A 23,518-nucleotide genomic window follows, 5' to 3' on the forward strand; every position below is an offset into this window, starting at 1 on the left:
GGTGTCCCTTCTTCGATTTACCGCGTCTTTACCGGCGAATTCCGGAACTCCCATTGCAGGAGCTAAAAACGTCAAAACCAGAAAAGGCGAATGATATCAAATCATTAATCGATTTAAATATTTTGAAAGTTGTTTAAATCGTTTATATGTGCAAAAACACTGATGGTTGCCCAAAGGATTGGCGATGTTCATTCGTCCAATCCATATCGAGGTACAATTGTGGCCGTCGACATGCCGCGCGTGACAGCGGATACAGCCTATGCCACATTTTGTACCTAATTTGTCCTGCAAAAGCCCCTTCTCGACGAAAGAAGGGACAGCTCATGAGGGAGCCGCTTGAAATGGCAACAATCGCGCTTGTCGACGACGATCGCAACATTCTGACTTCGGTTTCGATCGCCCTCGAATCCGAGGGTTATCGGGTCGAAACCTACACGGATGGGGCATCGGCGCTGGAGGGACTGGCGGCGCGCCCGCCGAACCTCGCCATCCTCGACATCAAGATGCCGCGCATGGACGGCATGGAGTTGCTGCGCCGGATGCGTCAGAAATCCGACCTGCCGGTGATCTTCCTGACCTCCAAGGACGATGAGATCGATGAACTGTTCGGCCTCAAGATGGGCGCCGACGACTTCATCCGCAAACCCTTCTCGCAGCGTCTTCTTGTCGAACGCGTCCGCGCCGTGCTGCGACGCGCCAGCACCCGCGAGGCGGCTGCCAAGGCGCCCAACCAGCAGGCCCGGTCGCTTGAGCGCGGCCAGCTTGTCATGGACCAGGAGCGCCACACCTGCACCTGGAAGGGCGAGCCGGTGACGCTGACCGTCACCGAGTTCCTCATCCTGCATTCGCTGGCCCAGCGTCCGGGCGTTGTAAAAAGCCGTGATGCGCTGATGGATTCGGCTTATGATGAGCAGGTCTATGTCGATGACCGCACCATCGACAGTCACATCAAGCGGCTACGCAAAAAGTTCAAGGCCGTTGATGATGACTTCGAAATGATCGAAACCCTTTACGGAGTCGGATATCGGTTCCGCGAAGCTTGAGTCGAGCGGGAGCTGCTATTCGATGGCAGTGCAAGTAGAGCGAGTGAGACGGTCGGGCGCCGCCAGGCGCCCGCCGCGGATTCTGCCCGCCTTCGTGTCGAAAATTACGGTGCCGATGCGCCGGTTTCTCGGCCATCACATCTTTTCCAGCCTGACGCGGCGTATCCTCTTTCTCAACCTTGCCGGCCTTGCCGTCCTGGTCACCGGCATTCTCTATCTCAATACCTTTCGCGACGGGCTGATCGACGCCCGTGTCGAGAGCCTGATGACTCAAGGCGAGATCATCGCCGGCGCGATCGCCGCCTCGGCGACGGTCGAGACCGATTCGATCAGCATCGATCCGGAGAAGCTGCTCGAGTTACAGGCCGGCGAAAGCCTCGGCCCGGGCTCCGATCAGCTCGATAACCTCGATTTCCCGATCAATCCGGAGCGCGTGGCGCCGGTGCTCAGGCGGTTGATCTCGCCGACGCGCACCCGCGCCCGCATTTACGACCGCGACGCCAACCTGCTGCTCGATTCCCGCCATCTCTATTCGCGCGGCCAGATCCTTCGCTACGACCTGCCGCCGGTCGAAGAGGAACAGCCAGACCTTCTGGAGCGCATCCAGAAATTCGTCTTCGATTTCTTCCGCAACAAGCAGCTGCCCGTCTATCGCGAGCAGCCGGGTGGCAACGGCGCCGCGTTTCCGGAAGTGGTCAAGGCGCTTACCGGCAGCCCGTCGACGATCGTGCGGATCTCGGAGCAGGGCGAGCAGATCGTTTCTGTGGCGGTGCCGATCCAGCGCTTCCGTGCCGTTCTCGGCGTGCTGATGCTGTCGACCGAAGGCGGCGACATCGACAAGATCGTCGCGGCCGAGCGCAAGGCGATCCTGCGCGTGTTCGGCATTGCCGCCCTGGTTACCGCCATCCTGTCGATGCTGCTGGCCTCCACCATCGCCAACCCGCTGCGCCGGCTTTCCGCGGCGGCGGTCAGGGTTCGCCGCGGCGTCAAGAACCGCGAGGAAATCCCCGACTTCTCCGACCGCCAGGACGAGATCGGCAATCTGTCGATCGCCGTGCGCGACATGACCAATGCGCTCTACGCCCGCATCGAGGCGATCGAAAGTTTTGCCGCGGATGTCTCGCACGAGTTGAAGAACCCGCTTACCTCGCTGCGCAGCGCGGTGGAGACATTGCCGCTGGCCAGGAACGACAATTCGCGCAGCCGGCTGATGGATATCATCCAGCACGATGTGAGGCGGCTTGACCGTCTCATCACCGATATTTCCGATGCCTCCCGTCTCGATGCCGAGCTGGCGCGGGAAGATGCGGGAACCGTCGACCTCAAGAAGTTCATCACCGATCTGGTCGCCGTCTCGCGCGAGGCCACGCGCAACAAGAAGGCGGTCGAGATCGAATTCAAGGTCGCCAAACTGCCACAGGGCGTGAAAGGCTACTTCGTCGTCGGTCATGACCTGAGGATCGGCCAGGTGATCACCAACCTGATCGAGAATGCCCGCTCGTTCGTTCCCGAGGAACGTGGCCACATCACCATATCGCTGGCGCGCGCCGGCAAGTTCAACATCGTCACCATCGACGACAATGGACCCGGTATCCGTGCCGATAACATCGACCGCATTTTCGAGCGGTTCTATACCGATCGGCCGGCCGGCGAGGCGTTCGGTCAGAACTCGGGCCTTGGCCTGTCGATATCCAGGCAGATCGTTGAAGCCCATGGCGGCACGCTGAGCGCCGAGAACATCCCGGGCACCAAGCCTGGCGAGATCAAGGGCGCGCGCTTCGTGGTGACGCTGCCGGCGGAAGGCTGACGGATGAATTCCAATCACGCCTGGTCCTATTGTGCAGCCTGAAAATATTCACGGCACCGCGATCCTGATAGGTGATCGCGGCATTCTCATCACCGGACCGTCCGGCTTGGGCAAGACGACGCTGGCGCTCGCCTTGATCGATCATTGCAGCCAGCGTGGGCTGTTTTCCCGGCTGATCGGCGATGACCAGCTCTATGCTGCAGATTGCGACGGGCGGCTGGTCTGCCGCGCACCAGCCAGCATAGCCGGCCTCGTCGAGGTGCCGGGATTCGGCCCCAAACCGATACGGTTCGAGCCAAGCTGCGTGATCGACCTCATTATCCGGCTGGTGCCAGCCGGCAAAATGGCCCGCTTCCAGGAAGACTGCAGCGAACTCGTTGTCGGCGTACCAGTGCCGCGCATTGATCTTGCCGGGCGCAATGTAGCGGCGGCCTTGCCGGCAGTGATGTCGCGCCTGTCGATTGCGCCTTTCCTGTGATCCGATTTCGATTTTTTGCTGCAATGCGTCAAATTGGCTTGGGCCGGCGCAATTTTGGGCTTGTCAACAGGCCTTGCGTCGACAAGATAGCGCTCCCGCCACCTGGAAAGGTCGGCGAGCATAAAATGCGCCTGTGAAGCGGCGATGACGGGAGCCACCAAAGAATGATCGGACTCGTGCTTGTAACGCACGGTCAACTGGCCGCCGAGTTCCGCAATGCCGTGGAACATGTCGTTGGGCCACAAGACAATTTCGAGACCGTGGCGATCGGTGCCGACGACGATATGGAACAGCGCCGCCGCGACATTATCGACGCGGTCGGCCGCGTCGATACGGGATCAGGCGTCATCGTTTTGACCGATATGTTCGGCGGCACGCCCTCCAACCTCGCCATTTCCGTGATGGAATCCGGGCGCATCGAGGTCATTGCCGGCATGAACCTGCCGATGCTGATCAAGCTGTCCAGCGTTCGCAAAGGCGACAACATGACGGCCGCGCTGGATGAGGCGCAGGCTGCCGGCCGTAAATACATCAATGTCGCCAGTCAGCTCCTGAGCAGCAAATGAGTGCCCTGTTGCCGGAAAAGGACAAGATCGTTCGCGACTTTCCGATCGTCAACCAGCGCGGCCTGCATGCGCGCGCCTCGGCCAAGTTCGTTCAAATCGCCAGCGGCTTCAACGCCACGGTCCAGGTCGAGAAGGACGGCGTCAAGGTCGGCGGCACCTCGATCATGGGCCTGATGATGCTGGCGGCGAGCCCCGGTTATTCGATCCGCGTCACCGCCACCGGCCCGGAGGCCGAAGAGGTCATCGATGCGCTGGAGCAACTGGTTGCTTCCCGTTTCGGCGAGGAGTGCTGACGGCTTCGCCGACGGCACCTGCTGCGGCATGTTCGGGCGCAACCTTGCGGCGGTGAAGGAAATCGCATTTTTGCGCGACCGTCGCGTATTTTGTTCTTGCTTTGTGCCGGCAGCTATGCTACTAATCTCGCTATGGTGCCAATTGGCCCCGAAGACCCGCCCGCCGAGGCGGGTTTTTTGTTTCCGGCTTTGAAAGTGTTGCCGATCTGAGGTCTGAGGGACGGCCACCTTGGACAGCACCCCTTCTGCGCGCTCTCATGGCCGCCGTAGCTGAAGACATGCACGGATAAAGATTTCTTTATATCCCATTGTCGTCCGACTCCCGATCTGCTAGTCAGGCCGGCAACTCGCGCCCTCCGACACGCCTTCGGGGCGGGCGCGTCCCGCAATCAATTCGCATCGGAGCACTGCCATGACGGGTAGCAAGGACTATGTGGTCGCAGACATCGCGCTTGCCGGCTGGGGCCGCAAGGAGATCGAGATCGCCGAAACCGAAATGCCGGGCCTGATGGCCTGCCGCGAGGAATTCGGCGACAAGAAGCCGCTCAAGGGCGCGCGCATCACCGGCTCGCTGCACATGACCATCCAGACGGCGGTGCTGATCGAAACGCTTAAGGCGCTCGGCGCCGATATCCGCTGGGCTTCCTGCAACATCTTCTCGACCCAGGACCACGCCGCCGCGGCCATTGCCGAGGCCGGAATTCCGGTGTTTGCCGTCAAGGGCGAGACGCTGGAGGACTATTGGGTCTACACCGACAAGATCTTCCAGTGGGCCGATGGCGGCACCTCCAACATGATCCTCGACGACGGTGGCGATGCCACCATGTACATCCTGATCGGCGCCCGCGCGGAGGCCGGCGAGGATGTGCTGTCCAATCCGGGCAGCGAAGAGGAAGAGATCCTGTTTGCCCAGATCAAAAAGCGCATGCAGGCATCGCCCGGCTTCTTCACCAAGCAGAAGGAAGCGATCCGCGGCGTCACTGAAGAGACGACGACCGGCGTCAACCGGCTCTATCAGCTGCAGAAAAAAGGCTTGCTGCCGTTCCCGGCGATCAACGTCAATGATTCCGTCACCAAGTCGAAATTCGACAACAAATATGGCTGCAAGGAATCGCTTGTCGACGGCATTCGCCGCGGCACCGACACGATGATGGCCGGCAAGGTCGCGGTTGTCTGCGGCTATGGCGACGTCGGCAAAGGCTCGTCGGCTTCGCTCAAGGGCGCCGGCGCCCGCGTCAAGGTCACCGAGGTCGATCCGATCTGCGCGCTGCAGGCGGCGATGGACGGTTTCGAGGTGGTCACGCTCGAGGACGCGGCGCCGACGGCCGACATCGTCATCACCACCACCGGCAACAAGGACGTCGTTACCCTCGACCACATGCGCCTGATGAAGGACATGGTGATCGTCGGCAACATCGGTCACTTCGACAACGAGATCCAGGTGGCCTCGCTGCGCAATCTGAAGTGGACCAACATCAAGCCTCAGGTGGACATGATCACCTTCCCGGACGGCAAGCGGATGATCCTTTTGTCGGAGGGCCGTCTGCTCAACCTCGGCAACGCCACCGGCCATCCGAGCTTCGTCATGTCGGCGTCCTTCACCAACCAGGTGTTGGCCCAGATCGAGTTGTACACCAAGCCCGGTCAGTACGAGAACCAGGTCTATGTCCTGCCGAAGCATCTCGACGAAAAGGTCGCGCGCCTGCATCTCGACAAGCTCGGTGCCCGCCTGACCGAACTGTCCGGCGAACAGGCCGCCTATATCGGCGTCACTCCGCAGGGACCGTTCAAGCCGGAACACTACCGCTATTAACCACGGCGAAACTTGCCACTAGATATTGAAGCCGGGCAATTGACTTTTCGCCCGGCTTTATTTTTGCGCTGATTGATTCTTCACGCCGATTCGCGCAAGCGCTATGGTGCTGATTCGCGGTCCGGGGACGAGGCCCGGGCGCACGCATCAGGGCGGTCTTGCATTCAGGCGGCGAAGAGGACCAAGACATGCCGGGGGATAACCCGCCTTGCGCGGGACAGGCCGTTTCCGGCGGCCATAACGATTCGATCACGGGCTCCGCTGCCAGAGGCGGCAGCCTTCTATGGCGCGCCGGCAGCCGTGTCGGTGTGCTGCTTGCTTCTTCCGCGCTGGTTGGTCCGCTGCTTGGCTTTACTGCACATGCCCAAACCCGCGTGGCGCAAAAGGCCGGGCTGTCGGTCAGCACGGTCGAGGTCATGCAACTCGCCATGTTCGTCGGCGTCATGGGGGCGGCATTGCTGTCGGCCATCTTTCTGATCCGCGAACGGGCGCGCACCGCGGCGGAAAATGCCGAGCTCAGGACCCGCATCGCCGACGTCAATGCCGCGCTGCAGCGCTCGGAGGCGCTGCTCCATTCTCGCGATCAGCGCGTGGTGGTATGGGCGGCCGAGAACAAGAAGCCCGAACTTGTCGGGACATTGCCGATCGAGAGCGGCGCGCCGGAGGACCGGGCGGCCTTCCTGGCTTTCGGCCGCTGGCTGATGCCGCGTTCGGCGGCCGCACTCGAACATGCCGTAGCGGCACTGCGGGACAAGGCAAAGCCGTTCGATCTGGTCATCGAATCGCAGGCCGGCCAGCCGCTCGAGGTTCACGGCCGCAAGAGTGCGGCGCATGTGCTGGTTCGCTTCGTCTCGCTTTCGGAGACACAGCGAAGCCAGGCCAGGCTGAAGATCGAGAACCAACGCTTAGCCGCCGACCATGAGACGCTGATCGGTCTTCTGGATGCGCTCAAGATGCCGTCATGGCTGCGTACTGTCGACGGGCGGCTGAAATGGGTCAACCGCGCCTATGCCGAAGCGGTCGAGGCCGAGAATGCCGAAGCGGCGGTCCGCGATGGCAAGGAATTCCTCGGCGGCCAGGCGCGCGACACGATCGCTGCGCAGCACAAGTCGCGCGCGGTCTTTGAACAGACGCTCTCCACGGTCATCGAAGGCGACCGCCGTATGTTTGCCGTGACCGATTTTGCCGGGGCGGATGGTTCGGCTGGTCTTGCCTGCGACATCAGCGCTATCGAGGCCATTCGCGCCGAATATGAGCGGACCATGCAGAGCCACGCCGACACGCTCGATCAGCTCAACACCGCCGTGGCGATTTTCGACACCGACGAGAAATTGCGGTTTTTCAATCAGGCGTTCCAGAAGCTATGGGGCCTCGACAGCGGCTTCCTGCACAGCGCGCCGGACAACGCCTTGCTGCTTGACCGCCTGCGCAGCGAAGGCAGGATCGCCGAGCAGCCCGAATGGCGGCGCTGGAAAGAGAGCCTGCTCGGCGCTTACCGCGCGGTTGAATCGCAGGAGCATTGGTGGCATCTGCCGGACGGCAAGACCATTCGCGTCGTCGCCAATCCGCAGCCCAAGGGCGGCGTCACCTGGGTGTTCGAGAACCTGACCGAGAAGATGGACCTTGAAAGCCGCTACCAGACCGCCGTCCGGGTCCAGGGCGAGACGCTCGACAACCTCGCCGAAGGCGTCGCTGTGTTCGGCCCCGACGGCAAGCTGAGATTGTCGAACCCGGCGTTCGCGGCATTGTGGGGGCTGGATGCCGATGCCTCAAAACCCAACGTCCATGTCTCGACGATCCGCAACCTTTGCGACCGCCGTGCCGTCGACAGTCCGTGGGGCGGGTTCGTTGCCGCCATCACCGGCTTCGACGACGAGCGCCGCGACCGCCACGGCCAAACCGAATTGAACAACGGCACCGTTTTGCGCTACGCCGTCATCCCTTTGCCCAACGGCCAGGTGATGATGACCTTCGTCGACGTTACCGACAGCGTCAATGTCGAGCGGGCGCTGAAGGACAAGAATGAGGCGCTGCAAAAGTCCGACCAGATCAAGAACGAATTCGTGCAGCACGTCTCCTATGAGCTGCGCTCGCCACTCACCAACATCATCGGCTTTACCGAGCTTCTTTCACTGCCGTCGACTGGTCCGCTGAACCAGAAGCAACGCGAATATATCGGGCATGTCGGCTCGTCTTCCTCGGTCCTGCTCACCATCGTCAACGACATCCTCGACCTGGCGACGGTGGATGCCGGCATCATGGAACTCGACATTTCCGAAGTTCACATCGATCGAACCATTACGGCTGCCGCCGAACTGGTCGCCGACCGGCTGGAGGAACATGCGATCAAGCTTAGGATCGACGCGGCGGCCGCGCCGAAAACCTTCCACGGCGACGAGATCCGCGTCCGCCAGATCCTCTACAATCTGCTCAGCAATGCCGCCAATTACGCGCCGGAGGCGAGCACCATAACGCTCGCCTGCCGCCAACTTGCCGACGGCGTGGAATTTTCCGTTCACGATGACGGCCCCGGCATGCCGCCGGACCTGCTTGACTCAGTGTTCCGGCGCTTCGAGCCGCGCACCAATGGCGGCCGCCGCCGTGGCGCCGGGCTCGGCCTGTCGATCGTCAAGAGCTTTGTCGAACTGCATGGCGGCAGCGTCCGCATCGAGACCGGCAGGGATAAGGGCACCACGGTTGTTTGCGCCTTTCCCGACACGCCGTCCGGCATCCGCGCGGCGGCCGAGTAGCGCGTTCGATGGCGGTATTGGTGCTGGAGCGTTTTCTCGCCGACGAGGCTGCGACGGCAAGGTTCGGCGAGGATCTCGCCATGTCGCTGCGCATTGGCGACGTGCTCGCCCTCAAGGGCGATCTCGGCGCCGGCAAATCGACCTTGGCACGGGCGCTGATCAAGGCACTGGCCGACGATGCCGGACTCGACGTGCCGAGCCCGACCTTCACGCTGGTCCAGAGCTACGACACGCGTGTGCCGGTTCATCATTTCGATCTCTACCGCTTGGGCACGGCATCCGAGCTGGACGAGCTGGGCTTCGACGAGGCGCTGACGCAAGGCGCCGCGCTGGTCGAATGGCCGGAGCGGGCAGAGGCATATCTGCCGAAAACCTCGGTGCTGGTCGAACTTCTCCAGCAGGGCGACGGCCGACTGGCGAGACTATCGGGAGAGGGCGCCGCCTTCGAGCGCGCGGCGCGATCGCTGGCAATGCGCGATTTTCTCGGGCAGGCCGGTTGGGGCGAAGCGCAGCGACGACATTTCATCGGTGATGCCTCGGCTCGCTCCTACGAGATCGTCACGCTCGCCAGATTTCCGCCGCGGGTGCTGATGAACTCGCCAAGGCTGGTGCTCGGACCGCCAGTCCGCGACGGCAAACCCTATGCCGAGATCGCTCACACCGCGCAATCCGTTTCGGCGTTCGTCGCCATCGACCGGGCCTTGCGGGCCGGCGGCGTCAGCGTCCCGGAAATCTATGCCCAGGATCTCGACCAGGGTTTTCTCCTGCTGGAGCATCTCGGTTCCCAAGGGTTTCTCGACAAGCGCGGCCAGCCGGTGGCCGAGCGCTACGCTGCGGCGGCCGAACTGCTTGCCATGATGCACGGCAAAACATGGCCGGCCCGCATGCAGGCCGGCCCCGGCGTCTTCCATGAGGTGCCGCCTTTCGACCGCGACGCCATGATGATCGAGGCCGAATTGTTGGTCGACTGGTATGTCCCGGCGATATCAGGCGCTCCGCCTAGAGAGGCGCTGCGCGCCGGTTACCGCAGCGAATGGAGTGCGGTGCTCGATCGGCTGGAGGGGCGCGAATACACGCTGATGCTGCGCGATTTCCATTCACCCAACCTGATCTGGCGCGCTGACCGTTCCGGTCACGATCGCCTCGGCGTCGTCGATGTCCAGGACGCGCTGATCGGGCCGTCCGCCTACGACGTCGCCTCGCTCGCCATGGACGCGCGCGTCACTATCTCACCCGAAATCGAAAAGCACACGCTCGCCGCCTACATCGCCGCGCGACGCGCTGCCGGTGCCTTCGATGAGAACGAATTCCGCGAAACCTATGCAATCATGGCCGCACAGCGCAATTCCAAGATCCTCGGCATCTTCGTGCGGCTCGAAAAACGCGACGGCAAGCCTTATTATCTGAAGCATCTGCCGCGCATCCGCGACTATCTTCGCCGGGCACTGGCGCATCCGGCGCTGGCCGGGCTGCAGGATTTCTACATCGCCCACGGCTTGCTGGAGGAACGCTCGATTTGACGGCTAAGGATTTGGGCCCGAAGGCGTCGGATGAGCAGCCGATGCCGACGACCGCCATGGTGCTCGCCGCCGGGCTCGGCAAGCGCATGCGGCCGATCACCGACACCATGCCGAAGCCGCTGGTCAAGGTCGCCGGCAAGACATTGCTCGACTGGGGGCTGGACTGCCTAGCCGAAGCCGGCGTCGCCAAGGCCGTCGTCAACGTCCATTACCTCCCGCAACAGATCGTGGACCATGTAGCCCGCCGCAGTGCGCCGAGAATCGTCATCTCGGATGAGAGTAGGGGCTTGCTTGACTCCGCCGGTGGTATCGTCAAGGCATTGCCCAGTTTAGGGGTGCCCTTCTACGTACTCAACGCCGACACCTTCTGGATCGACAGCGGCGTCTCCAATCTCAGGCGTCTTGCGCTTGCATGGGAGGGCGCGACAATGGACATTCTGCTGATGCTTGCGGATCTCCAGTCGGCAACCGGACATAGCGGCGGCACCGATTTCCTGGTGGCGCCGGACGGCGCCTTGCGGCGTGCGAACAACGATCCCGCCGGCCTGATCTATGCCGGCGCCGCAATCGTCCATCCGCGCATCTTCAAGGATGCGCCGGCCGGTCCACACTCTCTCAACGCCTATTTCGATGCGGCAATCGCCGCCGGCCGCCTGTTCGGCATGAAAATGCAGGGCCACTGGATTACTGTCGGCACACCTGACGCGATCTCGCGGGCGGAAGCAGCGGTCGCCGCCGCGCTTGCCGGCACGCCCAATGCTGTTGCTGAGGCACCCGGCGCTCTTACCGAGTCGAAATGAGCGGCTCCCGCCGCGTTTTCTCGATCCCGCCCGGAGCGCCGTTCCTGCCGACGCTGGCCGAGGCGCTGCTTGCGGGGCGCTTGGTTCCCGGCTTCGCCTATGACGGCGATCCGCTGGCGCTGGCCGATCTCACCATCTATGTGCCGACGCGCCGTGCGGCGCGGGCGCTTCGCGGCGTCTTCGTCGATGCTCTCTCGCGCTCGGGAAGCCGCTCGGCGATCCTGCCGGTCATCCGCCCGCTTGGTGAGTTCGATGAAGATGAAGCCGCCTTCGAGGCAGGAGCTTCGGTCGCCATCGACCTTGCGCCGCCGATCGCCGCGGTCGAGCGTCTTCTGCTGCTTGCGCCGCTGGTGCGGGCGTGGAAACGCCGCCTGCCGGCACATGTCGCGGCATTGTTCGACGAGGAGATTGTCATACCGGCCTCCGCCGCCGACGCCATCTGGCTGGCGCGCGACCTTGCACGCCTGATGGATGAGATCGACACCGAAGGCACGGATTGGGCAAGGCTCGCCGACCTTGTAACCGGCAATCTTGCAGGCTGGTGGCAGGTGACACTCGACTTCCTGACCATCGTGACGGAGAACTGGCCGAACCTGCTCGAGGAACGCCATCGTTCCAATCCGGCCGCGCATCGTAATGCCCTGATAAGGCTGGAGGCGGCGCGGCTGAAGCGTAATCCGCCAGCCGGACCGGTGATCGCCGCCGGTTCCACCGGCTCCATTCCCGCCACGGCCGAGCTGCTTGCCGTGATCGCCGGTCTGCCCAATGGCGCCGTCGTGCTGCCCGGGCTCGACCGGGCGTTGGACGAGCCGTCCTTTGTCGCGATCACCACACCGGGCGCGCGCCCAGCCGTGCTTGGCCACCCGCAATACGGCCTGGCAAAGTTGATCGGCAAGATCGGCGTGCCGCGCGCCGATGTCGAGGAGATTGCTGTTGCGCCGCGACCGCTTGCGCTGCGCGCCGCACTTGTCGGCGAAGCGCTGCGCCCGGCGGAGACCACCGAGCTCTGGGCCGAGACGCGCGCTCGCTTTAGGGCCGGCGATATTGCCGAGGCCTTCGCCGATGTGACGCTTCTCGAAGCCGCCAGCGAACGCGACGAAGCCGTGGCGATCGCCGTCGCGCTCAAACAGGCCGTCGAATGGCCCGGCCAGCGCGCCGCACTCGTCACCGGCGACCGCGCTCTGGCGCGGCGCGTCTCAGTCGAGCTGCTGCGCTTCGGCGTTGCCGCCGACGATTCCGGCGGCACGCCGCTGATCAACACACCAGCCGCCAGCCTGCTCAGGCTGGCGCTTCAGGCAGCCTTCCGCCCGGGCGACCCCGTCGCCCTGCTGTCGCTGCTCAAGCATCCCCTGCTTGGCCTCGGCCTGGAGCGGGCAAGCGTGCGCTATGCGGCCGAAATCGTCGAACTCGTGGGGCTGCGCGGCGGCACAGGGCGTCCGGACGTGGCGTCGCTGCCGCAGCTCTTCGACACCCGGCTCCTCGAATTCGACGGCGGCGGCAATCGCCGCCCACCCTTCTGGTGGCCGCGGCTTTCGGTCAGGCGCATCGAACAGGCGCGCGACCTGCTGATCCGGCTAACGGCCGCGCTGGCGCCGCTGGTTGCTTTTCGCGGCGACGAGAATGCCGATCTTGCCACCCTTGTGCGCGCCAGCGTCGTTGCGCTCGAAAGTCTCGGCCGCGCCGCTGACGGCAGCCTGAGCGAACTCTATGCGGGCGATGCCGGCGAAAAGCTCGCCGAGCTCTTGCGCGGGCTGGTCGCGGCCTCGGTGTCGTTCTCCTTCGCCGCTGACGAATGGCCTGACGTCATGGAGGCGCTGATCGCGCCCGAGACGGTCAAGCCGGCGCAGGGCACCGACAGGAACATCGCCATCTGGGGTGTGCTGGAAGCGCGGCTTCAGGATGTCGACACGCTGGTCGTCGGCGGGCTCAACGAAGGCGTGTGGCCGCGCAAGCCGGAGAGCGACCGCTTCATGTCGCGGCTGATGAAGACCGGCATCGATCTTGAACCGCCCGAGCGGCGCATCGGCCTTGCCGCCCATGATTTCCAGATGGCCATGGGCGCCAAAAAAGTGGTGCTGGCTCGCTCCGGCCGCTCCGGCGACGGACCGTCGGTACCTTCGCGCTGGCTGCAGCGCATCCTTACATTCGTCGGCGAGGACCACGCTGCTGCACTTCGCCGGCGCGGCGACGAACTGCTTGCCTGGGCGCGTGCGCTCGATGCCGGCGAAAAGCAGGACTTTGCGCCGAGGCCGCAGCCGAAACCGCCGCTCGCCGCGCGGCCGCACCACTTCTCGGTCACCGAGATCGAAACGCTACGCCGCGATCCCTATGCGGTCTATGCCAGAAGGATACTCGGCCTGATGCCGCTCGATCCGGTCATTCGCGATCCGGGCGCCGCCGAGCGTGGCACGCTGTTTCACGCCATTCTGCACCTCTTCTCGGCGAGGGTGGCCGACCCGCGCGCGCCGGAGGCGCTGGACGGGCTCATCGCCGCAGGCCGCTCCTGCTTTGCCGAGGCGGCCCTGCCGGCCGATGTCGAGGCGGTGTGGTGGCCGCGTTTTGAAAAGCTTGCCGCCGGCATCATCGAATGGGAGCGCGGCCGGGCCGCCGCCGTGGCACGGCGGCACGCCGAGGAACGCGCCGAAAAGACCGGTGTCGGCCGATCCGGCGTGACCCTGTCCGGCTACGCTGATCGAATCGATCTGCTGGCTGGCGGCATGGCCGACATCCTCGACTACAAGACCGGCTCCTCGCCATCCAAAGCGCAGGCGCACACGCTGCTCGCGCCGCAACTGGCGCTGGAGGGCGCGCTGCTGCGTCGCGGCGCCTTCAAGGAGCTTGGCGCCTGTGAGCCGTCGCAACTGGCTTTCGTGCGGCTGAGGCCGAATGGCGAGGTGTTCGAAGAATCGATCCTCGAATACAACCGCAAGCCGCGAACCGCCGCCGATCTCGCCGAAGAGGCCTGGGCGAGGTTGGAAAAGCTGCTGATCCACTATGCCGACCCGACGACCGGGTATTTGTCGCGGGCGTTGCCGTTCCGCGAGGGTGAGACCGACGGCGATTACGACCATCTCGCCCGCGTGCTCGAATGGTCGGCCGGCGGCGATGCCGACGACGAGGGAGGGGAGGCATGAAAAAGGCCTATCCCATTCCAAGCGACACTGTCGCCAGTCAGGCAAGCGCCTCCGATCCGCGCAATTCCGCATGGGTGTCGGCCAATGCCGGATCCGGCAAGACCCATGTACTCGCCCAGCGCGTTATCCGGCTGTTGCTGCGCGGCACCGATCCGTCCAAGATCCTGTGCCTGACCTATACGCGTGCCGCCGCCGCCAACATGTCGAACCGGGTGTTTTCGACCCTGTCGCAATGGACGGCCCTGGGCGATGCCGAGCTCTCGACACGGATAGAGGCGCTGGACGGCCGCCAGCCCGACCGCGAAACCATGCGCCGGGCGCGGCGGTTGTTTGCCGAGGCTCTGGAAACACCGGGCGGGCTGAAGATCCAGACCATCCACGCCTTCTGCGAATCGGTGCTGCATCAGTTCCCGCTGGAAGCCAATATCCCTGCGCATTTCGAAATGCTCGATCCGCAAATGGAGGCATCGCTGTTTGCCGCCGCCCGCCGCGACATGATTTCGGGCGGCGTTGCAGGCGATGCGGCATTGTCCGACGCCTTCGCCACCGTGCTGGAGCGCGGCGGCGAGCATGGGCTCGACGCATTGCTGGCCGAGATCGTGCGCAAGCGCGATGGTTTGCGTGCGTTCATCACCGCGGCCGGCGGCGATGGTTTTCAGGCGCTGTTCGACGAGTTCCATTTCCGCGCCGGCCAGACGGCCGAAGGTATAGCCGCCTCGGTCTGGCCGCTGCCCGGCTTCCTGCCGGATTATCTCGTCATCTTTTCACGGGCGGCCGAGGCCGCCGATGCGCGCATCGTGCTGAACAATCTGCTGCCATACGCCCGCCTTGCCTTTGCCGAGGAGGATCCGGTACGTCGCCTGAATTTGCTCTCCAAGGCTTTCCTGAGGGCCGACGGCGAGCCTTACGATCCGGCAAAGACATTTAAAAGGGCATTGCTTGACCGGCTACCCGATCTTGCCGAACGTTATCTGGCGGCGGTCGACGCCATTCTCGAAATCTCCGACCGGCTGGCCTTGTTCAGGATGCTGGAAGGCACGCGTGCGGCGCTGACCATCGCCGACTGGCTGATCGCCCGTTACGAGCAATTGAAGCGCGCCCGCGGCTTCCTCGACTTTAACGACCTGATCACCCGTACGGTCAACCTTTTGGCACGGCCCGATGCCGGCCCTTGGGTGCAGTACAAGCTCGACCAGGGCATCGACCACATCCTGCTCGATGAGGCGCAGGACACCAGTCCCGACCAGTGGGAGGTGGTCAAGCGGCTGGCAGAGGAGTTCTTTGCCGGGCTCGGCGCACGCGACGCGGTCCACCGCACCATCTTTGCTGTCGGCGACGAAAAGCAGTCGATCTATTCCTTCCAGGGAGCCGCCCCGGATTCCTTTGCCGACAGCCGGCTTTTGTTTGCCGGCAAAGTTAGATCCGCCGCCGCCGCCTTCGCCGATCTCAAGCTGACCTGGTCGTTCCGCTCGACCGAAGATGTTCTTGCCGCCGTCGACCGGGTCTTTGCCGACCCGAACGTGCGGCGCGGCATCAGCCACGATCCTGATCCGCTCGACCACAAGGCGATCCGCACCGATGCGCCGGGTCATGTCGAGGTCTGGCCGTCGATCGGCGCCAACGTCGTCGAGGAACCAGACGATTGGACGCAAGCGGTCGACCATGCCCACGCGCCGGCAGTCCGCGTCGCTGAAAACGTCGCCGCAACGATTGCCGGCTGGATCGGCAACGGTGAGGTCATCGAAGGCCGCGGCAAGAAACTCCGCCCCGGCGACGTGCTGGTGCTGGTGCGCAAGCGCGATCGCTTCGTCCATGCGCTGACGCGGGCGCTGAAGCGCCGCGACATTCCGGTGGCCGGCGCCGACCGGCTCAGCCTGCCCGGCCACGTCGCGGTGAAAGACCTGATCGCACTTGGCCATTTTCTCATCCAGCCCGAGGACGATCTGTCGCTGGCCGCCGTGCTGCGCAGCCCGATCTTCGATGTTTCGGAAGAGCAGCTTTTCGCGCTTGCTGCCCAGAGGCCGTCGGGCGTCTCGCTGATCGCCTCGCTGCGCCGGCATGTCGGCGAAAGCGAGGCGTTGGCCGCCGTCGTCAGTCGGCTCGACACATGGTCGAACGAGGCCGCATTCAAGCCGGTGTTCGAATTCTATGCCGCAGCTCTCGCCCGCGACGGCCTGCGCAAGAAGATGATCGCGCGGCTCGGTCCGGAGGCCGGCGATATCCTCGACGAATTCCTGAATTTCTGCCTGGCCGAGGAGCGAACCGGCCTGCCAGGGCTGGAATCCTTCCTGTCGACGCTGGAAAACGCCGGCCCCGAGATCAAGCGCGAAATGGACCAGACCCGCGACGAGGTTCGCGTCATGACCGTGCATGCCGCCAAAGGCCTGGAAGCGCCGGTGGTATTCCTTGTCGATGGCGGTTCCGCGCCGTTCAGCGACCAGCATCTGCCGAGATTGATGCCGTTCGAAGGCTCGGGCGACTGCTGGGAGGGCAAGGGCTATCTCTGGCGTTCGGCCAGCGATGTCGCCAATGGGTTTTCACGCGCCGCATCGGCCCGCGCCCGCGAGCTCGCCGACGACGAATACCGCCGGCTGCTCTATGTCGGCATGACCCGCGCCGAGGATCGGCTGATCGTCTGCGGCTACCATGGCAAGCGGGCGCCGAATACCGGCACCTGGCATTCGATCGTCAGCCGCGCACTGGTCGGTGCCGCGGAGAGCAAAGAACGCCGGCATCCCGCCACTGGCGAGACCGTGCATCGTTTCCAGGTGACGAAACTGCCGCCCATGCCACTGGCGGCAGTGAATGAGGCACGACAGGCGGAACGCTTTGCACCACTGCTTGAAACCCTGTTCCGGCCTCTGCCGCCCTTCGAGGAATTGCCGCGGCCGCTCTCGCCGTCCGGCGCCTCGGTGCTGATCGACGAGGCGCGGCAAGCGGTGGCCGACACGCATTCGCCGGTACTGGATGCCGACGCCGAGCCCGGCTTTGCCGTCATGCGCGGGCTGGCGCTGCACAAATTGCTGCAGATGCTGCCCGGCATCGCCGAGGGAAAACGCCGGGATGCCGCCGAACGCTATCTGGCAAGAGCCGGCGCGGAATGGCTCGACGACGAGCACGACAAGGCCTTGGCTGGCGTTTTCAGAATTCTTGCCGACAGCCGCTTCGCGCCGCTGTTTGCGCCAAACTCGCGCGCCGAAGTCGCCATCATGGGCAGCCTGGAGGTAAGGGGCAAACTGCGCTCGATTTCCGGCAAGATCGACCGGCTGGCAGTAACGCCGGACAAGGTTTCGATCGTCGACTACAAGACCAATCGGCCAGCGCCAGCTACGCTCGCCGAAGTGCCGCAAGCCTATGTTCTGCAGCTAGCACTTTATCGCGCGCTGCTTCAGCCGCTCTATCCGGGACGCGAGGTCTCGGCGGCGCTGCTGTTCACCGAGGCGCCGCGGCTGATCGAGCTGCCGGCGGCGGCCTTGGACGATGCGCTTGCTAGACTCACGGGAGCGTGACACAACACTTGCTTGAAGACGGACGCGATCACCACCACATTTGGTGCGACGAACAAATCGAAAGGATCTCAGCATGGCCACCGTCAAGGTCGACAAGAGCAATTTCCAGGCCGACGTGCTCAACGCCAAGGAGCCGGTCGTGGTCGATTTCTGGGCGGAATGGTGCGGCCCGTGCAAGATGATCGCCCCGGCGCTCGAGGACATCGCCATCGAACTCGGCAGTAAGATAAAGATCGCCAAGCTCAACATCGACGAGAATCCTGAGCTGGCCGCGCAGTTCGGCGTACGCTCGATCCCGACGCTGATGATTTTCAAGGGCGGTGAAGTCGCCGACATGAAGGTCGGTGCTGCGCCGAAAACGGCATTGTCGCACTGGATCAACGGCAGCCTCGCCTGATCCGATCAAAATTTTGCAGAAAAGCCCGGCCTCGCGCCGGGCCTTCTTTTGCTGGCGTCATTGGTGGGCCGCTCTGGCACTCGCGGCTTGCCGCCCGGTATTCTTCTCTTCTGAATTCAAAGGAGAAGCGATATGACCGGATCCGCCAAGGCCACCGTCTTCATCGACAATGAGCGCGTCATCGTCACCGAATACCGCTTCGCCCCGGGAGACAACACCGGCTGGCATCGCCATGGCCACGACTATGTGATCGTGCCGTTGACCGACGGCAAGGTGAAGCTCCTGACCAAGGATGGCGAATCCTTTGCCGAGATGAAGAAGGGCTCGCCGTATTTCCGCAACGAGGGCGTCGAACATGACGTCATCAGCGCAAACGATGGCGAATTCGCCTTCATCGAGGTCGAGCTGAAGTAGTCCACCAACCATCGGCTGCGCCGCTACAATTGTCCGGCGAGGCGCGATCACCAATCCGCGATACGATCGCCGCCGACGAATTGTGCGCTTTTCTCAGTATATTCGAACAGTTCTATCTTCACGCCGTTGGGGTCGCGGATCCAAGCCTGGTAGGTGTCATCGCACGCGCGTTTCTTGGAAGTGACATCAACGCCCTTTGACCTCAGATGGATGATCGCGGCGTCGATGTTTTCCACTTCGAGGCAGAAGTGGTTGATCTGGTTCAAGTCGCCATAGCTGGCGCCGTCTTTCTGGAACACCTCGACATGGCTACGGCTGCCGCAATTGAGGTAGAAGCCGAAAATCTTCCCGTCGCGCAGGAAATTGAACTGGGTGTCCATGCCGAGGACGTCCCGATAGAAGCTTCGCGTCATCTCCAGGTCATTCGCGAAAATGCAAACGTGTGCGAGCTGCTTTACCTTGATCATGATTGGCTCCTCGCGGTGGTCTGACAAGTGTGGCGTCACCGTGGCCCGGCTGAAGCACGCCTCAAACCGGCGGCGTACCATTTTCGGCCAACACCGCGCCGGCCAGGTAAAGTGACCCGCCAATCAGGATGCGCGGCGGCGGTCCGTCCCATGTGTCGCGCAGCAGCATCAGCGCATTGGCGACGGAACTGACCGGTTCGGCCGACAGGCCGGCCTCGATGGCGCGGGTCGCCAGCTCGTCGTTCGGCACGCCCGCGTCGCTCAGGCTCACCGGCACGGTGTAGACATGCCGGACCAGCCCTTTGAAGGCGCGGAAATAGCCGCTCTGGTCCTTGGTGTTGATCATGCCCGAGATCAGGAACAGCGGACGCGGGTTCTTTTCCTCCTGCTCGGCCAGCGCCTCGGCGACGACCACGCCAGCGCCGGGATTGTGGCCGCCGTCGAGCCAGATGTCGGCGCCCTTCGGCGCCAGTTCACTCAGCCGGCCTTGTGGCAGCTTTTGCATGCGGCCCGGCCAGGCAACATTCGCCATCGCCTTCTCGGCAGCGCGGTGGCTGATCTCGAAGCCGGCCGCCTTGACCGCCGCGATCGCCGCCGCCGCATTGGCGAATTGATGGCGCCCCGGCAGGCGCGGCGGCGGCAGGTCCATCAATCCGTCTTCGTCCTGATAGACCATGCGGCCGTTTTCCTCATAGGCAAGGAAATCCTGGCCATAGACGAAGGCGGGGCAGTCGAGCCGCTCGGCGGTTTCGATGAGCACCTGCTGGGCCGTCTCGCTTTCCTGCGCGCCGATGACGACCGGGCATCCGCGCTTGATGATGCCGGCCTTTTCGGCGGCGATCAGCTCGACGCGGTCGCCGAGATAGGCTTCGTGGTCGAGCGACACCGGCATGATCACCGACACGGCCGGCTCGGCGATGACATTGGTGGCGTCGAAGCGGCCGCCAAGGCCAACCTCGAGGATGACGGCATCGGCCGGATGTTCGGAAAACAGCAGGAAGGTGACGGCGGTGAGGATTTCGAAGACAGTGATCTTCTGGCCTTGATTGGCTTTGGCGACGCGGGCGATGGCTTCGGCGAAGACCTTGTCGTCCACCAGCCTGCCGCCGCCATCTGCGGCCAGCCGGTAGCGCTCGTGCCAGTTCACCAGATGTGGCGAGGTGTGGACGTGGACGCGGTAGCCGGCGGCTTCGAGCAGCGCCCGTGAAAAAGCAGCACAGGAGCCCTTGCCGTTGGTGCCGGCGATGTGGATGACCGGCGGCAACTGGTCTTGCGGATTGCCGAGGCGCTCGAGCAGCCGCGAAACGCGGTCGAGCGAAAGGTCGAAGCCCTTCGGGTGAAGCGCCATCAGGCTTTCGATTTCGCGGTCGGCGGCAAGCGTGGTCATGAAGGAATCCTACGCGCGCGCACAACGGCACACAACAGCCGCTCGCGCCGCGTGATGTCGCGTCAGGCTTGCGGCCGGGCTTCGGCCGGTATCGCCACCGGCGGCAGAATTTCCGGCTCCCGCGGGTTTTGCTCTTCCGGCAGCTTGAGCAGCATTCTCAGCAGCCGCGCAACCGTCTGGCGCATCTCCAGCCGCGACACCACCATGTCGACCATGCCGTGTTCCATCAGATATTCGGCGCGCTGGAAGCCGTCGGGCAGCTTTTCGCGGATGGTCTGCTCGATGACGCGCGGTCCGGCAAAGCCGATCAGCGCCCCGGGCTCGGCAATGTGCACGTCGCCCAGCATGGCGTAGGAGGCGGTGACGCCGCCGGTCGTCGGGTTGGTCAGGACGACGATGTAGGGAAGGCCGGCCTCCTTCAGCCTGTCAACGCCGATCGTGGTCCGTGGCAGCTGCATCAGCGACAGGATGCCTTCCTGCATGCGGGCGCCGCCGGAGGCCGCAAACAGGATCAGCGGCCGCTTGCGCTGCAAGGCGACCTCGAAACCATGCACGATGGCGTCGCCGGCCGCCATGCCGAGCGAGCCGCCCATGAAGGCAAAATCCTGCACCGTCACCACCACCGGCAGGCCCTCGACCGTGCCCAGCGCATTGATGATGGCATCTTCCATGCCGGTCTTGGCCTTGGCATCCTTCAGCCGGTCAATGTAGCGCTTTTCGTCGCGGAACTTGAGTGGATCCTGAACGACCTTGGGGTTTTCCAGCGTCTCGTATTTGCCGTCGTCGAGGAAGAATTTCAGCCGTTCCTTTGCCGATATCTTCATATGATGGCCGGAGGACGGAATGACGAACTGGTTCTGCTCCAGATCCTTATGGAACACCATTTCACCGGTCTCGGGATCCTTGATCCACAGGTTTTCCGGCATGTCGGTGCGGCGGCCGAGCATCGAATTGATCTTCGGACGGACGTAATTGGTGATCCAGTTCATCGCTTCGGCTCCTGTCCCTTAAGAAGACGTAGGAAGATTATTCGGCGGCAGCAAGGCGAGCCGCGCGAACCCCTTGCGAAAGCCCGCTGACCAGCGTGGCGACGGCCTCGGCCGGATCGGCGGTCTTTTCGCCCTTCGGCCCGAGCACGTTGGCGACGGCATTGACAATCGCGGTGCCGACAACGACGCCGTCGGCCGACGCGCCGATGGTGCGCGCCTGCTCGGCGGTCTTGACGCCGAAGCCGACGCAGACCGGCAGGTCGGTATGGCTCTTGATGCGCTTGACCGCTGCCGCCACCTTGCCGGTGTCGGCCAGCGCCGAACCGGTAATGCCGGTCATCGAGACGTAGTAGACGAAACCCGACGTGTTCTGCAGCACCTTGGGCAGGCGCTTGTCGTCGGTGGTCGGCGTCGCCAGCCGGATGAAATTGATGCCGGCCTTGAGTGCCGGGATGCAAAGCTCCTCGTCCATCTCAGGCGGCAGGTCGACGACGATCAGCCCGTCTATACCGCTGGCCAGCGCATCGCTCAGGAAGCGCTCGACGCCGTAGATGTAGATCGGATTGTAATAGCCCATCAAGACGATCGGGGTTTCACTGTCGCCGGCGCGGAATTCCGAGGCCATCTTCAGCGTTTTGACCAGTGTCTGGCCGCCCTTCAGCGCCCGCAGGCCGGCCGCCTGGATCGCCGGGCCGTCGGCCATTGGATCGGAAAACGGCATGCCGAGCTCGATGATGTCGCTGCCGGCGCCGGGCAGCGCCTTCATGATCGACAGGGAGGTGTCGTAGTCCGGGTCGCCGCCCATGAAATAGGTGACGAGTGCCGGTCGACCTTCGGCCTTCAGCTTTGCCATGCGGCGGTCGATGCGAGTGGCCATGATCAGATCTCCATGCCCAGCATATTGGCCACTGTGTGCACGTCCTTGTCGCCACGGCCGGACAGGTTGACGATGACGATCTGGTCCTTGTCCATATCAGGCACGATCTTCACCGCCTGCGCGATGGCATGGGCCGATTCCAGCGCCGGAATGATGCCCTCGACGCGTGTCGTCAGCTGGAACGCCTCCAGCGCCTCGTCGTCGAGGATCGGCACATAGTCGACGCGGCCGGAATCGCGCAGCCATGAGTGCTCCGGCCCGACGCCGGGATAGTCGAGGCCGGCCGAGATCGAGTGGCCGTCCATGATCTGGCCGTCGGCGTTCTGCAGGAGGTAGGTGCGGTTGCCATGCAGCACGCCGGGCGCGCCGGCACTCATCGAGGCGCAATGCTCGATGCCGTCGAGCCCGCGGCCGCCGGCTTCGACGCCGATGATGCGCACCTGCCTGTCATCCAGGAAGGGATGGAACAGGCCGATGGCGTTCGAGCCGCCGCCGACACAAGCGATGATGGTGTCCGGCAGCCGGCCTTCCTGCTCGAGGATCTGGGCACGCGCCTCGGTGCCGATCACCGACTGGAAGTCGCGCACCAGCTCCGGATAGGGGTGCGGGCCGGCGGCGGTGCCGATCAGGTAATAGGTATCCTCGACATTGGTCACCCAATCGCGCAGCGCCTCGTTCATGGCGTCCTTCAGCGTGCCGTGGCCGGCGGTCACCGGCCGCACCTCGGCGCCCAGAAGCTTCATGCGAAAGACGTTGGGGCTTTGCCGGGCGACATCGGTTGCACCCATATAGACGATACAAGGAAGCCCGAAGCGCGCCGCCACTGTAGCGGACGCGACGCCATGCTGGCCGGCGCCGGTCTCGGCGATGATCCGCGTCTTGCCCATGCGCTTGGCGAGCAGGATCTGGCCGAGGCAGTTGTTGATCTTGTGCGAGCCGGTGTGGTTCAGGTCCTCGCGCTTGAAATAGACTTTTGCGCCGCCCCGGAGGCCCTTCGCCGAGGAAACCTCGCGAAGATGCCTGGTCAGGCCTTCGGCGAAATAGAGCTTCGACGGTCGCCCGGCATAGTGCGTCGAGAGATCGGTCAGCTCGGCCTTGAAATCCGGGTCGTTCTTGACCTCGTTCCAGTGCCGCTCCAGCTCAAGGATCAGCGGCATCAGCGTTTCGGCAACGAAACGACCGCCAAAAATGCCGAACATGCCCTGCTCGTCGGGGCCGGTGCGGAAGGAATTCGGTATCGCCGGCTTGTCCATCGCCGATCTCCTGGTCTGTGG

At 63.8% G+C, this 23,518-nt stretch carries 18 protein-coding genes; 13 read left to right on the forward strand and 5 right to left on the reverse strand.

Going from position 1 to position 23,518, the window contains the following annotated elements; genetic code table 11:
- Positions 1-341 precede the first annotated feature (341 nt).
- The 13 genes from NKI16_RS08610 to NKI16_RS08670 all read left to right on the forward strand — a co-directional run bounded on the left by NKI16_RS08610 (position 342) and on the right by NKI16_RS08670 (position 18,524).
- Entirely contained in the window at positions 342-1,043 is a 702-nt protein-coding gene (locus NKI16_RS08610; RefSeq protein ID WP_023677547.1) for a response regulator transcription factor, read from the forward strand.
- A gap of 22 nt (positions 1,044-1,065) precedes the next feature.
- Complete coding sequence (locus tag NKI16_RS08615; RefSeq protein WP_023677548.1) at positions 1,066-2,850, forward strand: sensor histidine kinase; 1,785 nt, start codon at positions 1,066-1,068, stop codon at positions 2,848-2,850.
- 31 nt (positions 2,851-2,881) lie between these two features.
- Positions 2,882-3,328, forward strand: a complete 447-nt coding sequence (locus NKI16_RS08620) for an HPr kinase/phosphorylase (protein WP_352568484.1) — start codon at positions 2,882-2,884, stop codon at positions 3,326-3,328.
- A gap of 164 nt (positions 3,329-3,492) precedes the next feature.
- Complete coding sequence (locus NKI16_RS08625; RefSeq protein ID WP_254815942.1) at positions 3,493-3,894, forward strand: PTS sugar transporter subunit IIA; 402 nt, start codon at positions 3,493-3,495, stop codon at positions 3,892-3,894.
- The gene (locus tag NKI16_RS08630; protein WP_023677551.1) at positions 3,891-4,187 is read left to right on the forward strand and encodes an HPr family phosphocarrier protein; all 297 of its coding nucleotides are present in this window, start codon (positions 3,891-3,893) and stop codon (positions 4,185-4,187) included. The genes NKI16_RS08625 and NKI16_RS08630 overlap by 4 nt, the downstream gene beginning before the upstream one ends.
- A gap of 412 nt (positions 4,188-4,599) precedes the next feature.
- Positions 4,600-6,000 (forward strand): adenosylhomocysteinase, encoded by a 1,401-nt coding sequence (gene ahcY / locus NKI16_RS08635; RefSeq protein ID WP_023677552.1) that lies wholly within the window; start codon positions 4,600-4,602, stop codon positions 5,998-6,000.
- Between the two features lie 188 nt (positions 6,001-6,188).
- The gene (locus NKI16_RS08640; protein WP_023677553.1) at positions 6,189-8,750 is read left to right on the forward strand and encodes a sensor histidine kinase; all 2,562 of its coding nucleotides are present in this window, start codon (positions 6,189-6,191) and stop codon (positions 8,748-8,750) included.
- Positions 8,751-8,758: 8 nt separating this feature from the next.
- Complete coding sequence (tsaE, locus tag NKI16_RS08645; RefSeq protein ID WP_023677554.1) at positions 8,759-10,270, forward strand: tRNA (adenosine(37)-N6)-threonylcarbamoyltransferase complex ATPase subunit type 1 TsaE; 1,512 nt, start codon at positions 8,759-8,761, stop codon at positions 10,268-10,270.
- Positions 10,271-10,311: 41 nt separating this feature from the next.
- On the forward strand, positions 10,312-11,070 hold the full coding sequence (locus NKI16_RS08650) for a nucleotidyltransferase family protein (RefSeq protein WP_352568482.1): 759 nt from the start codon (positions 10,312-10,314) through the stop codon (positions 11,068-11,070).
- The gene (gene addB / locus NKI16_RS08655; RefSeq protein WP_352568481.1) at positions 11,067-14,204 is read left to right on the forward strand and encodes a double-strand break repair protein AddB; all 3,138 of its coding nucleotides are present in this window, start codon (positions 11,067-11,069) and stop codon (positions 14,202-14,204) included. Before NKI16_RS08650 ends, addB begins: the two co-directional genes overlap by 4 nt.
- Positions 14,201-17,713 carry a double-strand break repair helicase AddA gene (gene addA / locus NKI16_RS08660; protein ID WP_352568480.1) on the forward strand — a complete coding sequence of 1,171 codons (3,513 nt, stop codon included), beginning with the start codon at positions 14,201-14,203 and terminating at the stop codon, positions 17,711-17,713. The genes addB and addA overlap by 4 nt, the downstream gene beginning before the upstream one ends.
- Before the next feature lie 73 nt (positions 17,714-17,786).
- On the forward strand, positions 17,787-18,110 hold the full coding sequence (gene trxA / locus NKI16_RS08665; RefSeq protein WP_023677558.1) for a thioredoxin: 324 nt from the start codon (positions 17,787-17,789) through the stop codon (positions 18,108-18,110).
- Positions 18,111-18,242: 132 nt separating this feature from the next.
- Positions 18,243-18,524: a cupin domain-containing protein gene (locus NKI16_RS08670; protein ID WP_254815949.1), complete on the forward strand. Its 282-nt coding sequence runs from the start codon at positions 18,243-18,245 to the stop codon at positions 18,522-18,524.
- 47 nt (positions 18,525-18,571) lie between these two features.
- Here NKI16_RS08670 and NKI16_RS08675 read toward each other — a convergent pair whose 3' ends face one another.
- The 5 genes from NKI16_RS08675 to trpB all read right to left on the reverse strand — a co-directional run bounded on the left by NKI16_RS08675 (position 18,572) and on the right by trpB (position 23,497).
- Complete coding sequence (locus NKI16_RS08675; protein WP_352568479.1) at positions 18,572-18,991, reverse strand: VOC family protein; 420 nt, start codon at positions 18,989-18,991, stop codon at positions 18,572-18,574.
- Positions 18,992-19,052: 61 nt separating this feature from the next.
- Positions 19,053-20,378 carry a bifunctional folylpolyglutamate synthase/dihydrofolate synthase gene (locus NKI16_RS08680; protein WP_352568478.1) on the reverse strand — a complete coding sequence of 442 codons (1,326 nt, stop codon included), beginning with the start codon at positions 20,376-20,378 and terminating at the stop codon, positions 19,053-19,055.
- Between the two features lie 62 nt (positions 20,379-20,440).
- Positions 20,441-21,367 (reverse strand): acetyl-CoA carboxylase, carboxyltransferase subunit beta, encoded by a 927-nt coding sequence (gene accD / locus NKI16_RS08685; protein WP_023677562.1) that lies wholly within the window; start codon positions 21,365-21,367, stop codon positions 20,441-20,443.
- A 37-nt stretch (positions 21,368-21,404) separates the two neighbouring features.
- Positions 21,405-22,244: a tryptophan synthase subunit alpha gene (gene trpA / locus NKI16_RS08690; RefSeq protein WP_023677563.1), complete on the reverse strand. Its 840-nt coding sequence runs from the start codon at positions 22,242-22,244 to the stop codon at positions 21,405-21,407.
- A 2-nt stretch (positions 22,245-22,246) separates the two neighbouring features.
- Positions 22,247-23,497 carry a tryptophan synthase subunit beta gene (trpB, locus tag NKI16_RS08695; RefSeq protein ID WP_352568477.1) on the reverse strand — a complete coding sequence of 417 codons (1,251 nt, stop codon included), beginning with the start codon at positions 23,495-23,497 and terminating at the stop codon, positions 22,247-22,249.
- Positions 23,498-23,518 lie beyond the last annotated feature (21 nt).

This window comes from Mesorhizobium sp. M0698 (assembly GCF_040320455.1).
Taxonomy (GTDB): Bacteria; Pseudomonadota; Alphaproteobacteria; order Rhizobiales; family Rhizobiaceae; genus Mesorhizobium.